The organism is Mycobacterium sp. NGS49 (assembly GCF_059812565.1).
On sequence record NZ_JCALCX010000002.1, the window covers coordinates 137,824 to 151,910 of the forward strand.

10 protein-coding genes, 2 tRNA genes and 1 pseudogene are annotated in these 14,087 nt (G+C 62.3%); 8 read left to right on the top strand and 5 right to left on the bottom strand.

The features are described 5' to 3' along the window. Nucleotides 1–10: 10 nt before the first annotated feature. Nucleotides 11–817 carry a mycolate reductase gene (cmrA, locus tag AC5Y7D_RS02580; RefSeq protein ID WP_499921222.1) on the top strand — a complete coding sequence of 269 codons (807 nt, stop codon included), beginning with the start codon at nucleotides 11–13 and terminating at the stop codon, nucleotides 815–817. A 2-nt stretch (nucleotides 818–819) separates the two neighbouring features. On the opposite strand, the gene AC5Y7D_RS02585 is transcribed toward cmrA, so the two are convergent. Next, nucleotides 820–2,379, bottom strand: a complete 1,560-nt coding sequence (locus tag AC5Y7D_RS02585; protein WP_499921224.1) for a helicase HerA-like domain-containing protein — start codon at nucleotides 2,377–2,379, stop codon at nucleotides 820–822. 119 nt (nucleotides 2,380–2,498) lie between these two features. Here AC5Y7D_RS02585 and orn point away from each other — a divergent pair, with 119 nt between their 5' ends. Then, nucleotides 2,499–3,146, top strand: coding sequence for an oligoribonuclease (gene orn / locus AC5Y7D_RS02590; RefSeq protein WP_499921226.1), 648 nt, complete (start codon nucleotides 2,499–2,501; stop codon nucleotides 3,144–3,146). Between the two features lie 54 nt (nucleotides 3,147–3,200). Further along, nucleotides 3,201–3,276 (top strand) — tRNA-His (locus AC5Y7D_RS02595). Between the two features lie 193 nt (nucleotides 3,277–3,469). On the opposite strand, the gene trhA is transcribed toward AC5Y7D_RS02595, so the two are convergent. Continuing rightward, the gene (trhA, locus tag AC5Y7D_RS02600; protein ID WP_499921228.1) at nucleotides 3,470–4,171 is read right to left on the bottom strand and encodes a PAQR family membrane homeostasis protein TrhA; all 702 of its coding nucleotides are present in this window, start codon (nucleotides 4,169–4,171) and stop codon (nucleotides 3,470–3,472) included. 422 nt (nucleotides 4,172–4,593) lie between these two features. Between trhA and AC5Y7D_RS02605 the strand changes: the two genes are divergently transcribed. Together AC5Y7D_RS02605 and AC5Y7D_RS02610 are read left to right on the top strand one after the other, a co-directional pair. Then, the gene (locus AC5Y7D_RS02605) at nucleotides 4,594–5,970 is read left to right on the top strand and encodes an FAD-binding oxidoreductase (protein ID WP_499921230.1); all 1,377 of its coding nucleotides are present in this window, start codon (nucleotides 4,594–4,596) and stop codon (nucleotides 5,968–5,970) included. Continuing rightward, nucleotides 5,967–7,274 (top strand): class I SAM-dependent methyltransferase, encoded by a 1,308-nt coding sequence (locus AC5Y7D_RS02610; RefSeq protein ID WP_499921232.1) that lies wholly within the window; start codon nucleotides 5,967–5,969, stop codon nucleotides 7,272–7,274. The genes AC5Y7D_RS02605 and AC5Y7D_RS02610 overlap by 4 nt, the downstream gene beginning before the upstream one ends. 272 nt (nucleotides 7,275–7,546) lie before the next feature. On the opposite strand, the gene AC5Y7D_RS02615 is transcribed toward AC5Y7D_RS02610, so the two are convergent. Next, nucleotides 7,547–8,749 (bottom strand): L,D-transpeptidase, encoded by a 1,203-nt coding sequence (locus tag AC5Y7D_RS02615; protein WP_499921234.1) that lies wholly within the window; start codon nucleotides 8,747–8,749, stop codon nucleotides 7,547–7,549. A gap of 210 nt (nucleotides 8,750–8,959) precedes the next feature. Here AC5Y7D_RS02615 and AC5Y7D_RS02620 point away from each other — a divergent pair. The 3 genes from AC5Y7D_RS02620 to AC5Y7D_RS02630 all read left to right on the top strand — a co-directional run bounded on the left by AC5Y7D_RS02620 (nucleotide 8,960) and on the right by AC5Y7D_RS02630 (nucleotide 11,196). Next, nucleotides 8,960–9,032 (top strand) — tRNA-Lys (locus AC5Y7D_RS02620). A gap of 182 nt (nucleotides 9,033–9,214) precedes the next feature. Further along, nucleotides 9,215–10,438 carry a DUF8453 domain-containing protein gene (locus tag AC5Y7D_RS02625; protein ID WP_499921236.1) on the top strand — a complete coding sequence of 408 codons (1,224 nt, stop codon included), beginning with the start codon at nucleotides 9,215–9,217 and terminating at the stop codon, nucleotides 10,436–10,438. After that, nucleotides 10,435–11,196: a hypothetical protein gene (locus tag AC5Y7D_RS02630; protein ID WP_499921239.1), complete on the top strand. Its 762-nt coding sequence runs from the start codon at nucleotides 10,435–10,437 to the stop codon at nucleotides 11,194–11,196. The genes AC5Y7D_RS02625 and AC5Y7D_RS02630 overlap by 4 nt, the downstream gene beginning before the upstream one ends. A 1,014-nt stretch (nucleotides 11,197–12,210) precedes the next feature. Here the strand turns inward: AC5Y7D_RS02630 and AC5Y7D_RS02635 are convergent. Then, complete coding sequence (locus AC5Y7D_RS02635; protein WP_499921241.1) at nucleotides 12,211–12,900, bottom strand: class I SAM-dependent methyltransferase; 690 nt, start codon at nucleotides 12,898–12,900, stop codon at nucleotides 12,211–12,213. Nucleotides 12,901–13,294: 394 nt separating this feature from the next. Next, nucleotides 13,295–14,064 (bottom strand): annotated as a pseudogene (locus tag AC5Y7D_RS02640) (neutral zinc metallopeptidase). Nucleotides 14,065–14,087 lie beyond the last annotated feature (23 nt).

The window sequence follows — 14,087 nt, forward strand, 5'->3', positions numbered from 1 at the left end:
GATCGGCGTCATGCCGGTTCCCGCTCCCAGCCCAGACGCGCGCGCTGTCGTCACCGGTGCTTCGCAGAATATCGGCGAGGCACTGGCCACCGAGTTGGCCGCCCGCGGCCACAGCCTGATCATCACCGCACGACGCGAAGAACTGCTCAAGGACCTGGCCACCCGGCTCGCGGACAAGCACCGCGTCACGGTCGAGGTGCGCGCGGCCGACCTCGCCGACCCCGCCCAGCGGGCCAAGCTCTGCGATGAATTGGCCACCCGCCCGATCTCGATCCTGTGCGCCAACGCCGGCACCGCGACGTTCGGCCCGGTCGCCGACCTCGACCCGGCCGGCGAGAAGGCCCAGGTACAGCTGAACGCCGTTGCGGTGCACGACCTTACGCTGGCGGTGCTGCCGGGTATGGTGCAACGCAAGGCGGGCGGCATCCTGATCTCGGGCTCCGCCGCCGGCAACTCCCCGATTCCCTACAACGCCACCTACGCCGCCACCAAGGCTTTCGCCAATACGTTCAGCGAATCACTGCGCGGCGAAGTGCGTAAGTCCGGGGTGCACGTCACGCTGCTGGCCCCGGGCCCGGTGCGCACCGATCTGCCCGAAGGCGACGAACGGTCGCTGGTGGAAAAGCTGGTGCCCGATTTCCTGTGGATCTCGACCGAGCACACCGCACAGGTATCGCTGGATGCGTTGGAGCGCAACAAGATGCGGATAGTTCCCGGGCTGACCTCCAAGGCCATGTCGGTGGCAAGCGGGTACGCGCCACGCGCGATCGTGGCACCGATCGTCGGAGCCTTCTACAAGAAGCTCGGCGGCGGGTAGCGCTACCTGCGGCGCCGGCCGGGCCGAGACAAGTTGCGGATGATCTCGCGGATTGCGGTGTTGATCCCGCTTTTCACCGTGGGGTTCTTCAGCACTTCCTCCCAGACGGCCGGCCCCTTCGGCTCGAATGGCGCGGGCATCGGCGGCGGCTCGTAATCGGTGGGCACAGGCGGGTGTTCCGGTCCCGGCGCCGACGGGATGGGCACACGCTGTGGGCTCACCGCCGGTTCCGGATCCTGCTCGACCGTCTGCCCGTACTTGGCGTGCAACGGACTTGCCTTCGCAGCCTTGGTCACCTCGTCAGTGCCGATGGCCCCCATCAGCGACCGCGGCACCCGCATGCGCGTCCAGGCCACGGGTGTGGGCGCGCCTTTCTCCGACAGCACGGTGACCACGGCCTCGCCGATGCCCAGTGACGTCAACGCGGATTCCAGTTCGTAGACATCGGTTTTCGGATAGGTGCGGACGGTCTTGCTGAGCGCCTTCTGGTCGTCGGGAGTGAACGCACGCAGCGCGTGCTGGATGCGGGCACCCAGCTGAGACAGCACGTCGTTGGGCAGATCCGTGGGCAACTGGGTGCAGAAGAACACCCCGACGCCCTTGGACCGGATCAGCTTGACGGTCTGCTCGACCTGTTCGAGAAACGCCTTGGAGGCGTCGGCGAACAACAGATGCGCCTCGTCGAAGAAGAACACCAGCTTGGGTTTGTCGATGTCGCCGACTTCGGGCAATTGCGCGAAAAGCTCGGCCAGCAACCACATCAGAAAGGTGGAGAAAATGACCGGACGCAACGACTGACCACTGAACTCCAGCAGGCTGATGATGCCGCGGCCGTGGGTGTCGTTGCGCAGCAGATCCTTCGGGTCGAGCTTCGGCTCGCCGAAGAAGGTGTCACCACCCTCGCCCGCCAGATTCACCAGTGCGCGCAGGATGACACCGGCGGTCGTGGGCGACACTCCGCCAAGCGATTTGAGGTCGGACTTACCCTCGTCGCCGGTCAGGTGACTGATCACCGCGCGAAGATTGCCCAGCGTGACCAGCGGGCGGTTGTTCTCATTGGCCCAGTGGAAAATCAGCCCGAGCGTCGACTCCTGCGTGGTGTTGAGTCCCAACACTTTCGACAGAAGTACCGGGCCGAAGCCCGCAACCGTCGCACGCACCGGCACCCCGATTCCGCCGGTGCCCAGCGACAGGAACTCGACCGGGAATCCCGTCGGCTCCCAGTTGTCCCCGGTGTCCCTGGCGCGCGCGGCGGTCTTGTCGTTGCCCTCGCCGGGGCGGGACAGCCCCGACAGGTCGCCCTTCACGTCGGCCATGAACACCGGCACCCCCGCGGCACTGAGCTGCTCGGCGATCAGTTGCAGCGTCTTGGTCTTGCCGGTTCCGGTGGCGCCGGCGACCAGACCGTGCCGGTTGACGGTGGCCAGCGGAATCCGGATCTGCGCGCTCGGGTCCGACTGGCCGTCGATGACGACGGTGCCCAGTTCCAGCGCCTGGCCTCCGACGGCGTAACCGGCCGCGATCCTCTTCGCGGGCCCGCCGGGGTCCGATTCGGTGCTCATCGTTGCGCCGCCCCTTTTCCCGAGTAGTAGCCCGTGCCTTCGGCAAGGGAACACACTACTTGCCCGGACCCGGCAGGGTCAGGGCCTACGTGAGCTGCAACTGGCTTAGGGTGGGCGCTGTGCGTGACGAATTGGTGTGGATCGACTGCGAGATGACCGGGCTCGATCTGGGTTCGGACAAGCTGATCGAAATCGCCGCCCTGGTCACCGATGCCGATCTGAATATTCTGGGCGACGGGATTGACGTGGTAATCCACGCCGATGAGGCCGCGCTGTCCTCGATGATCGACGTCGTCAAGGACATGCACTCGCGATCGGGACTGACCAACGAGGTCCGGGCGTCCACCGTGGACCTGGCCACGGCCGAGGCCCTGGTCATGGACTACATCGGTGAACACGTCAAACAGCCCAAGACTGCGCCTCTGGCGGGCAATTCGATCGCCACCGACCGGTCCTTCATCGCCCGGGACATGCCAGACCTGGACTCCTTCCTGCACTACCGCATGATCGACGTCAGTTCGATCAAAGAACTGTGTCGCCGCTGGTTTCCGCGCATCTACTTCGGACAGCCGCCCAAGGGCCTCGCCCATCGCGCGCTGGCCGACATCCACGAGTCGATCCGGGAATTGCAGTACTACCGGCGCACCGCATTCGTACCCCTGCCCGGGCCGTCTACCAGCGAAATCGCCGCCGTCGTCGCTGATCTTGAGGGCGAATCGGACACTCCGGGGGAAATCGATTCGGCCGACGAGCGCTCGAGCGGTTAGTATCGACGTCGCCGCGCGTTAGGTTCCTGTCCCAGGGGCCGACCGGCGGCCATGGTGGGTGTAGTTCAGTTGGTAGAGCGTCAGGTTGTGATCCTGAATGTCGCGGGTTCGAGTCCCGTCACTCACCCCATAGGTCAGAGGTGCCACTTAGCCCCTCTGACCTTTTTTCATCGAGGGACTCCACAACGCTACTGCAACGGTCGGGCCTGCTGGGTGCGGCCAAGGCTAAGGTTTGCGGGCGTGAGTGCCCCTGTGCCCCCCGCCACCAGTGGCGGGCCACTTATCAAGCCCCGTAGGCCGCGAGGTGAGCGGACCGATCGCCGCTAGATTTGCAAGACGACGAACCACACGGCGACGTAGTGACTCATCGCCGCGGCTGCGGTGAAGGCGTGAAAAAACTCGTGGTAGCCGAAGGTTCGCGGCCACGGGTCCGGCCAACGAATGCCGAAGAAGATTGCGCCGACGTTGTAGAGCACACCGCCCGCGACGAGCAGGCCGACGACGATCGGACCTCCGCCGTCGAGCAGGGTGCCGGCGAACCAGATCGCCACATAGCCGAGCAGGAGGTACAGCGGTATGCCAACCCATCGTGGGGACGACGGCCACCACATCTTCAGTGCCACGCCGGCTGCCGCACCCGTCCATACGATGGCCAGCACTTTGGCGCCGGTGCCCGGCGGCATCGCCAACAGTGCGAACGGGGTGTAGCTACCGGCGATGAAGATGAAGATCGCCGAGTGGTCCAGCCGCTTCATCCACTTCAGAGCCACCGGATTGTGCCAGTGCTTGCGGTGATAGATCGCGCTGACGCTGAACATCGCGACAATCGTGACGGTGTAGATCAGGGTCGCGAGGACGGCTTTCTGTGTCGACGTGATTCCCGCAACCGACACCAGCGCCAGTCCGCCCACGATGGCAATGGCCGCGCAGCAGAGGTGGATCCAACCGCGTGCGCGTGGCTTGCCAATGAGCTCGGCGACGGTGTCGGCGAGACCTTGGGGCAGATCGTCGACGTCCGTGGCCACCGGTTCGCCCTCGGGAGGCACCGCGTGCGGGTCTGCCCGGCCAGGTGTCATGTTGAAGTTGGCCCTATTGAGGCCGTCTGAGGGAGCCGAGAACGCCGAGCGGATCGCGACGACGCGGGCGGGAGTCCAATCTCAGTGACGGCCGGATCCCGGCCCTCGACCGACGACGCCGCCGGCGGCAAGCCGCTGTCCGTTTGAACCACCACGACACGATACCTGTAACCGTGCACTGCAAACCGGAAGACAAACCCGCAACGATGCCGCGGGGCACACCACCCGACACGGTGAGTGCAACGGCGCCGATGAACCAAAAGTCGCGAGTGACCCTCGATGCCCGTGCGACTTTCGTCGTCGAGCAGCGGGATCAAGGAATGGTTGCGGCGCGCCTGCGCTCGCGGTTGCCAGGGACTATCGTCGAAGCGATGCATGTCCCTGCGCACGCACCTGCGGCTCATGCGGAGGGCGTCGAACGATTCTTGGCGAGTTACCGTTCGATTCCCTCGGCGGCAACTGTCCGATTGGCCAAGCCCACCTCTAACTTGTTCCGCGACCGCGCGAAACTCGGCACCCCTGGACTAGACGTTTCAGGGCTGACCCACGTGATTTCGGTTGATGCGGACGCACGCACCGCCGACGTGGCCGGCATGTGCACCTACGAGGATCTGGTGGCCGCGACGCTTCCGTATGGCCTGTCGCCGCTAGTGGTCCCGCAATTGAAGACCATCACGCTGGGCGGGGCGATTGCCGGGTTGGGCATCGAGTCGGCCTCATTCCGCAACGGCCTGCCTCATGAGTCGGTGCTGGAGTTGGACATCCTCACCGGCACAGGAGAATTGCTGACCGCATCTCCCCTGCAGCACCCCGACCTCTTCCGCGCGTATCCGAATTCATATGGCACACTGGGATACTCGACACGGTTACGCATCGAGTTGGAACCTGTCGAACGGTTCGTCGCGCTGCGGCACGTGCGGTTCCACTCGCTGAGCGACCTGATGTCGACGATGGATCGCATCATCGACACCGCCGAGTTCGAAGGTTTCTGTGTGGACTATCTCGACGGCGTGGTGTTCAACGCCACCGAGAGCTACCTATGTCTCGGTGTACGCACCGCGGCCCCCGGCCCCGCCAGTGACTACACCGGACAACGCATCTACTACCGCTCCATCCAGCACGACACCGGCACCACCGAAGACCGGTTGACAACGCACGACTACTTCTGGCGGTGGGACACCGACTGGTTCTGGTGTTCCGGCGCTTTCGGCGCGCAGAACCCCCGGCTGCGACGCTTGTGGCCGCGACGCTACCGCCGCAGTTCCGTGTATTGGAAGCTGGTAGCGCTCGACCGGCGGTTCGGTATCGCCGACCGCATCGAAGAGCGCAATGGCCGTCCGCCTCGCGAACGGGTGGTCCAAGATGTCGAGCTTCCACTCCAACGCACGACGGAGTTCTTGGAATGGTTCCTCGAAGCGGTACCGATCGCCCCGATCTGGTTGTGCCCGTTGCGGTTACGTGATAACAACGGCTGGTCGCTGTATCCGATCAGGCCGCGACAAAGCTACGTCAACGTCGGCTTCTGGTCGTCGGTTCCAGTGGGCGCGACCAATGGCGCGACGAATCGATTGATCGAGGAGAAGGTCAGTTCGCTGGACGGGCACAAATCGCTGTACTCCGACTCCTACTACACCAGAGAAGAGTTCGACGAACTCTACGGCGGCGAGACCTACAAGACCGCGAAAAAGCTCTACGACCCAGATTCGCGGTTCCTCGATTTATTCGCAAAGGCGGTGCAACGACGATGACGACCACCAAGGACACGGGAACCGCGACGGGCAAGTTGACCCTCGCTGAGGTCCTGGCGGTCTTCACCTGCGGCGTTACGGAATCACTCCGGTTCACTGCTTACGACGGCAGTACTGCCGGAGCCGAAGACGCCGTACTGGGAATGGACCTGCTGACTCCTCGCGGTACGACCTATCTGGCCACCGCGCCAGGTGAACTCGGTCTGGCCCGGGCATACGTCGCCGGGGACCTCGAGGCGCGCGGTGTACACCCCGGCGATCCCTACGACGTGCTCAAGTTGCTGGCCGAAAAGGTCGAGTTCACCCGGCCCTCGCCGCGACTGCTGGCAAGCATCATCCGCTCTATCGGCATCGAGCATCTCCTCCCGGCAGCGCCACCACCGCAGGAGATGCTGCCCCGGTGGCGCCGGATCGCCGAGGGCTTGCGGCACAGCAAGACTCGTGATGCCGAGGCGATCCAGTACCACTACGACGTCTCCAACTCCTTCTACGAGTGGGTCTTGGGGCCCTCGATGACCTACACGTGTGCGGTGTATCCCGAGTCTGGAACAACGCTGGAGGCGGCCCAGGACAACAAGTACCGGCTGATCTTCGAGAAGTTGAGGCTGCAGCCGGGGGATCGGCTTCTCGACGTCGGCTGCGGCTGGGGTGGCATGGTGCGCTACGCGGCCCGGCATGGCGTCCACGCGACCGGCGCGACACTGTCCGCAGAGCAGGCCGCCTGGGCTCAAACAGCAATCGAGTCGGAAGGGCTCAGCGAACTGGCCGAGGTGCGTCACTGCGACTATCGCGACGTCGACGAAACCGGGTTCGACGCCGTCTCCTCGATCGGATTGACCGAGCACATCGGCGTCAAGAACTATCCGTCGTATTTCAATTTCCTCGAGTCCAAATTGCGCCGCGGCGGATTGCTGCTCAACCACTGCATCACCCGCAACAACAACAAGTCGGACTTCCGCGCGAGCAGCTTCACCGATCGCTACGTCTTTCCCGACGGGGAGCTGACTGGTTCGGGTCGCATCCTCTCCGAAATCCAGGACGTGGGGTTCGAGGTGCTCCACGCGGAGAATTTCCGTCACCACTACGCCATGACCTTGCGCGACTGGTGCCGCAATCTCGTCGCGCACTGGGACGAGGCCGTCGCCGAGGTCGGTATCGCCACCGCGAAGGTATGGGGCCTGTATATGGCGGCGTCTCGGGTGGCGTTCGAGCAGAACAATATTCAGCTGCACCACGTGCTGGCGTCCAAGCCCGCCAAGCACGGCACCGACACGCTGCCACTGCGCCCCTGGTGGCGACCCTAGCAATGGCTTGTGCTTCAACGGAATTGACTCTGCACCCAGGGTGCCGACTTCCCGTGTCTTGCCACCCTCGCCGCCGAGTCAACGCAGAGGCTACGCAAATCCGGCAAGCGTGATTCGTGGCGACCCGCCGCACCCGGCCACGCCGGGCTTGCGGTCGCCACTGGATCCGATGGTGGCGACCCGCCGCACCCGGCCACGCCGGGCTTGCGGTCGCCACTAGATCCGATGGTGACGACCCGCCGCACCCGGCCACGCCGGGCTTGCGGTCGCCACTAGGACGCGTTGGCGTTACCCGCGCGCCACTGATCCCACGGGATGTTCCAGTCGCCCAGGCCGTCGGTGCCGGGCAGGATACTGCCAACGGTGTTGACGATCTCGACGACGTCCCCACGCTTGCTGTGGTCGTAGAACCACACTGCGTTGCTCGGACTGACGTTCAGGCAGCCATGGCTGGTGTTGGAGTGTCCCTGAGCGCCCACCGACCATGGCGCGGAGTGCACGAAGATGCCGCTGTAGGAAATCTGCGTGGCCCAGTCGACGTCGGTGCGATATCCGTTCGGGGAGTTGACCGGCACGCCGTAGGTTGAGGAGTCCATGATGATGTGCTTGAACCGCGCGCCGACGATGTAGACGCCGTTGTTCGTCGGGGTGCTGTCCTTGCCCATCGATGTCGGCATGGTTTTGACTACCTCACCGTTGATTCGCACCGTGATGATCTTGGTGTTGTCGTCAACGGTGGCAATCATCTCGTCACCGATGGTGAAGTGCATCTTCACGTTTTCCTCGCCGAACATCCCTTCGCCGAGGTCGACACCGTAGGTGTTGACGGCCACGTCGACGTTGGTTCCCGGCTTCCAGTAATGCTCTGGGCGCCAACGTACTTCGCGCCGGTTCAGCCAGTAGAACGCACCCTCGACGGGAGGGTTGGTGGTGATCTTGATGGCCTTCTCGGCGGCGACGCGGTCGGCGATGTTCTCGTCGAAGCGGATCGCGACCGGTTGCCCGACGCCTACCACCTCGCCGTCACTTGGCACGACATAGGGCATCGTCAAGTGCGCGGGCGAACTGGTCTGGAAGGTCATCTGGCGAGTCGCCGCGCCACCCAGACCCGTCGCCTTGGCACTCAGCGTGTAGCGGCGGTTGTAACCGAGCTGTTCGGTGGTCTGCCAGTGCAAGCCGTCTGGGCTGAGCTGGCCCGCGATCTGCCGGCCGTTGTCGTTGACCATGGCGACCGACGCCAGCACCCCGTCGGACACGCTCACCGTCACCGGCGCGTCCACGGTGACCCCGACCGCGCCGTCGGTGACCGACGAGGTGAGCTTGGGCACCAACAGGTCGGCAAACGGCGTGCCCTTGTTCTCGATGACCTTGGCCGCGACGGGCGCACTGGGGCCGCTGCTGCAGGCAACACCGAACACAGCAACCAAGACCATGGCGGCAGCCAGCCATGATCGGCGTCTGCGCAAAGGCGTCATCAAGTGACCTTCCACTATCTGTTCGCAAAATCTGGTCACCGCTGACCCTGGATTGTTTCCCGTATTGTAGTGCCTCAGCGGCACTGCCCGCGGACATGTGAACCGATTGGTGTCCCCGCGATCACCCGTGTACACCATAGATCCGTCCCAGGGATTTCCCTCTGCGACGGCATGCCTGTTATTGTCGAGAGCCGGTTTCAGGCCGAGCAAGCGCCGTTAGCTCAGTTGGTAGAGCAGCTGACTCTTAATCAGCGGGTCCGGGGTTCGAAACCCTGACGGCGCACTTCCTCAAATCCGCAGTTCTAGCGGTGTTTCTGCGAGACGGAACGGGCCGACACCGGCCCGACTTTCGTCGTTTTCGGCCCGAAAATCTTCCACCGATCCTCTACGCAGCGGGAAGGATGCCGCGGCAGCAAACCCGCGCGTTGGCCGAATCTGTCGGCCCGCCTGCCTACGATTCCGGACATGACCTTCGGACGCAGAGCGGCGCATTGGTGGCCGATCGGACTACTGGCCGCCCTGGGCGTCGTCGCGGCGCTCGACATGACCGACAGGCTCCAACCGACCTACAGGTGGCTGCACAAGCACGTGTCGCCGGAGGGCTGGCAGGCGCTGGCCGCGTGGGCCACAGTCGCAATCGCACTCGGTGCCGCTGCGTTCGCCTGGTCGCAGGTCCGCGAAGCGCGCCGCACCCGCGAGGAACAAGCACAGCCAAACGTCGTGTTGTACACCGAACTGAATCCATCGACAAAACAGTTCATCGAGATCGTCGTAAAGAATTTTGGCAAGACTCCCGCCTACCACGTGAAGGCAACGTTTGATCCGCCACTGAAGGCGACGCCGAATCTGCTTTCAAACGGCAAGCTCGCGGAGGTTCCCATCCCAAAGTTCCCGATACTTGCGCCCGGCCAAGAATGGCGGACCGGTTGGGATCACTCCATTTCGCGAAAGGAACACCAAAAGAAATCGGCACCGCTTGCCGGAAAAACCGAATCCGAATTGACTGACGAACAGAAACTCACGATTCAGGCGCAAACGAGCTACACCCGCGAAACTTATTCGTACGAGCAGGTGATCGCGGACATGACGCTACCATTGATGCACACCGCATCGGTCACTTACGAGGACGGCCACGGAAAACAGTTCGACACAAAAGCAGTCCTTGATTCCGAATTATTCAAGGGCACCACTTGGGTCGACATCAAGACTGTGCACGATCTTGTTAAGATGCTAGAGAAGCAGTTAGAAGAACAAAACAAGGGCCTCGAAGCTATCCACCGCCGATTGGCCGAATTCGGCACCGAGCATGATGGTATCTGGATATACACCAGTGGCGACGACGACGAACACCAATATCGGCGTGCGATCTCCAATGCGCAGGCACAGGAATCCCGCGAATCAAGGGGTCACCTTGAATGGGCTATGTCGGGCAGAAAAGGCGACGATCCGTGGAAGCGGCCGAACCCCAACGACGTGTCCCAAATTCCAATCGAGACAGTCAATATCGGTGATTGGTTCGTTCCCGGCGATGACGAATCATTCCAATTCGGTCATGCTTGGCGGGTCGCTTTCATCAAGAAGCACGAATTCGAAGACTTCGGCGCTGTAGTTGAATTGTTCAGATCGGACGGCGATTCCATCCGAGAGCGCGAAGGTACGCAGATTTGGTGTACTAGGACGCTATCGTGACGGACGAAGATCCCGACTTTCAACATCCAAAATGTTATGCGAATCTGCACGGCGGGTGTTCTACCAAAATTTCCGGTGAGCATTATTTCTCGCATTCGATGATCAAGCTTTACACATTCGATGATCCCGAAATTAAGATCATGCGCAATCACCGTTTCGGCATACCGACGGGAGTGAGTCCCAAAAACTTCGTCGTCAAAGCGTTGTGTGTCAATCACAATAGCGCGTTGAGCGGTACCGACGCGACCGCGTTGCAATTCGCAACCTTCGTTCGGCGGATCGCACTGGACTTCTTGGGTGGTGCGGGAGACTGGGGCGGACCCGAACAGATCACGGTCTCGGGGGATGATTTCGAACGCTGGGCACTCAAATTGTTGCTCAATCATGCTGCCGGTAAGGCGTTTTCGGCGAACAAGGGCAAGATCCATAGCCCGATCCCACCGATCGCAGTCGACTACCTGTTGGGTAAGAAGGTCTGGCCGAAAGGCTTGGGACTGTGCGTCGCGGGCGACCCCGAGAATGAGAGCCTAAAGTTCGATCCGTTTACGAAGCTGGAATACACCCTCACGGATTTTTGGGGCGCGTACCCAATCCTGTGGCACGCGGATCAATCGCTCGGGGGCGGAATTGTCGAATTGAACGGATTCAGCTTCGGTCTATCAGTCCTTCCCATTATCGCGGCTACACCGAAGCCAACAGAGTCAAAAATTGGTTCCGCGGATGCGTTGAACGGCCCGACTACATCGAATGGAACTTGAACGGCGTTGGGAAACGCGTGAACTTCACCTGGACAAGCCCCAGTGATCACCTGTACATGTCACCGACGCCACCGCCGCACAAGTAGCTGGCTGGCTGCGCGGGCACTGGGCGATCGAGAACAAACTGCACTGGGTACGCGACGTCACCTACGCCGAAGACCACTCCCAAATCCGGGCCGGCAGCGAAACCGGCCCATCAAACTACTGCTGACCTCATGAAACATGACTTTGCCGAGGCCCTGGGGGTACACCAGCGTCCTCTCCTAGGAGTGCTGAGGGCGGAGGCAGCGCGCTCGTTTGCTCCGTGATTTCCTCGACGTTTGAACCAGCGCGACGAGCGCGGGTCTTGTTGCGCTCCGACGGCACCCGATGTGACGAGGCTAACAGTGTGGATGTGATTGTGGCAGCGTATTCACCCGGGTAGCGACGCCGTCAACCATTCCGTCGAGGCCGGCTCCTCGGTGTCCAGTTGCATCCCCCGATCAGCAGGAGTCGTAAGGATTGGTGATCAACACTCGCTTACCTAGGGCTGGCCGGCTAGGCCGGCGAAAAGTACGGCGTTTGTTGGGGATGTCGCCGACGACAAAACGTATGAATTCATGTGCCCTATCCTCGGCGTTGCCCTCGGGAGTTTTTCCATGAAGATAGCCGCACAATTGACCCGAAGATGATTGTTATAATCACCGCAACGTTTATCCCGCTGCGGGGCTCAAGCCGAATCCATCAAGTAGCGGACGCTGGTGTGCCCTTCGGCGCCGTCAGTCCCCGCCGGATGCGACGCGTATGACGACGACAACCTCGGCCCGGCTCGGCGCCGACAGCTCGCAAATGATGGCCGACGGACGCGTGACAATGGCGCCGTTGCCTACGTGCACTAGCCTGAACCCCGGAAGGTCCGAAGTCGAGGTCGACTGCTCGTGTGCCCCTGAGTGCCACGGTGATCAACTCTGGTGAGGCCGGTCTTGGCAGCGGGAATCAGCAAACAGCGTCGGCATGACCGCCGCAACGGATTCACTATCGCAGCGAGGCCGCCAAATACTCCGACGAATCTGGATCCGTGGTGTCCAGCTGCATCCCCACCTCTGCGAGCAGAGCGCGAAGTTCGTCGCTGGTTACTCGGTGCACTTGGTGTGACTGGGTCAACTTTTTCCCGTCGTATTCCAGGCTGAACTCTGCGAAGACAATCCCGTCCTGGTTGCTCAAGATCGTCATGGTCTGCGCCGTCTGACCATCAGACCTGTGATAGCTGCCCCGCGGCCGCTGTGCGAACCATTCTGGCGATCGCCACTCGAAGATGACCTTACCGCCGGGCTTGAGGTGGTGTGCGACGGTCGTCAGTAAGCTGCGGCGAAATTCGAGACCCGGATAGTTGACCAGGCTGCTGACCGCCAGTACGACGTCGAACCTCTCGGGTAACCGCAGATGTTCGATGCGTGCTTGGACGGTGCGGGCATGACGGACGTGGGAGAGCATGTCTGCTGAGTCGTCCACCGCTGTGACGTGATGGCCGTATTCGGACAGCGGGTCAGCAATTCGTCCTACACCAGCTCCCAAATCCAACACCGAGCTTGCCGGCTCCAGCATCGCCGCGATGAGACCGACCTCGGCGGTTGCCGGTACGCGACAGAAGATCTCAACCAGGCTGCCGTCGAGGGTTACCGGGCCTGTGGGACTCGGTTCGGTGGGCGAGTCAGCGGGAGTCATCGAGTCTCATGATCAAATCGGGCTGTCGCCTAACTTGAGCACCGCGTCTCATTCCCCGGTTTCATCGGCACTAAAGAAAATTCCAGAGCAGCAGGCGATTTCGCGCTCGCTGAAGAGAATTTCATGGGACATGGAATCACCTCCTCGGGCGCGGTCACGTTAGATACCGTAAGAACGACACGAAGCAAGTGAAGCCAAGCTAGCAAGTTGAAGCGCGCCTAGTGTCCGCCCATCAGCCGATGTCATCGGATGACAGGCGTGTCCACCGATCGGTGGACAGAATCTGTACCCAGACCGAGCCCGTGTGAGCTCATCGACACGATCCGACCAACCAGCAGTCGCCGTCATCACTTGCACTTTATTTCGGGCCGTCCGTCGTATCGGTGGTGGGCGGCTATCCCAAATCGGTCACGGTAAAGGTGTCGCACTTGTTGGGATCGCCGGTCTGATACCCGACGGTGAACCATTTCTGCCGTTGTCGCTCAACGGCTGCAGGTACGGAACCCCGGTGCTCTCCTGTTTGACCGTCGATGCGTAGTGTGCCCAGACGCCGGCGTAGCAGTCGGCCTGCAACTCGGTGCGTACACCGTTGCCGCTGGCCCCCTGCGCCCCTTGCTGGGCACGGCCGAGCACTCCCAGTAGGTTCTGTACGTGGTGGCCGTATTCGTGGGCCACCACATATCCTTCTGCGAATGGTCCACCGCTGGAACCGAATTGAGTGACCAGCACTTGGAAGAAGTCGGTGTCGAAGTATGCGGTCTTGTCCACCGGGCAGTAGAATAGCCCGACGTCGCTGCTGGCCGGCCCGCATCCGGTGCTCACCTGCCCGCTGAACAGTCGCAGGTGTGGGCGGGTATAGCGGTTGGGCATGAGTTGCTTCCACACCGCATCCAGCGAGTTTCCGGTGGCAACCACGCGGCATTGCACGTATCTGTTGGCGTCGGCGCCGGTCCTGCACTGGCTCAGGTCGAACCCGGGTGCCACGGCTTCCCGGTTGTCAACGGGCTGCTGGCTCAGGACGCCGCCCGGGTCGACACCGAGAAACAACGCGACCACCACGATCAACAGCCCGCCGATGCCACCACCGATGGCGAGCCGGCCCCCGCCCCCGCCGGAGGACGATGCGGTGCTGGTGTCGATCTGCATACCCTCGTTGAAGGTCATTGCACGCTCCCCAAGTCGTGCCC

Excerpts from the sequence above, each read along its gene's own strand:
- cmrA (WP_499921222.1), top strand. The coding sequence starts at position 11 with ATGCCGGTTCCCGCTCCCAGCCCAGACGCGCGCGCTGTCGTCACCGGT.
- AC5Y7D_RS02585 (WP_499921224.1), bottom strand. The coding sequence starts at position 2,379 with ATGAGCACCGAATCGGACCCCGGCGGGCCCGCGAAGAGGATCGCGGCC.
- AC5Y7D_RS02605 (WP_499921230.1), top strand. The coding sequence starts at position 4,594 with ATGCATGTCCCTGCGCACGCACCTGCGGCTCATGCGGAGGGCGTCGAA.
- AC5Y7D_RS02610 (WP_499921232.1), top strand. The coding sequence starts at position 5,967 with ATGACGACCACCAAGGACACGGGAACCGCGACGGGCAAGTTGACCCTC.
- AC5Y7D_RS02615 (WP_499921234.1), bottom strand. The coding sequence starts at position 8,749 with ATGACGCCTTTGCGCAGACGCCGATCATGGCTGGCTGCCGCCATGGTC.
- AC5Y7D_RS02625 (WP_499921236.1), top strand. The coding sequence starts at position 9,215 with ATGACCTTCGGACGCAGAGCGGCGCATTGGTGGCCGATCGGACTACTG.
- AC5Y7D_RS02635 (WP_499921241.1), bottom strand. The coding sequence starts at position 12,900 with ATGACTCCCGCTGACTCGCCCACCGAACCGAGTCCCACAGGCCCGGTA.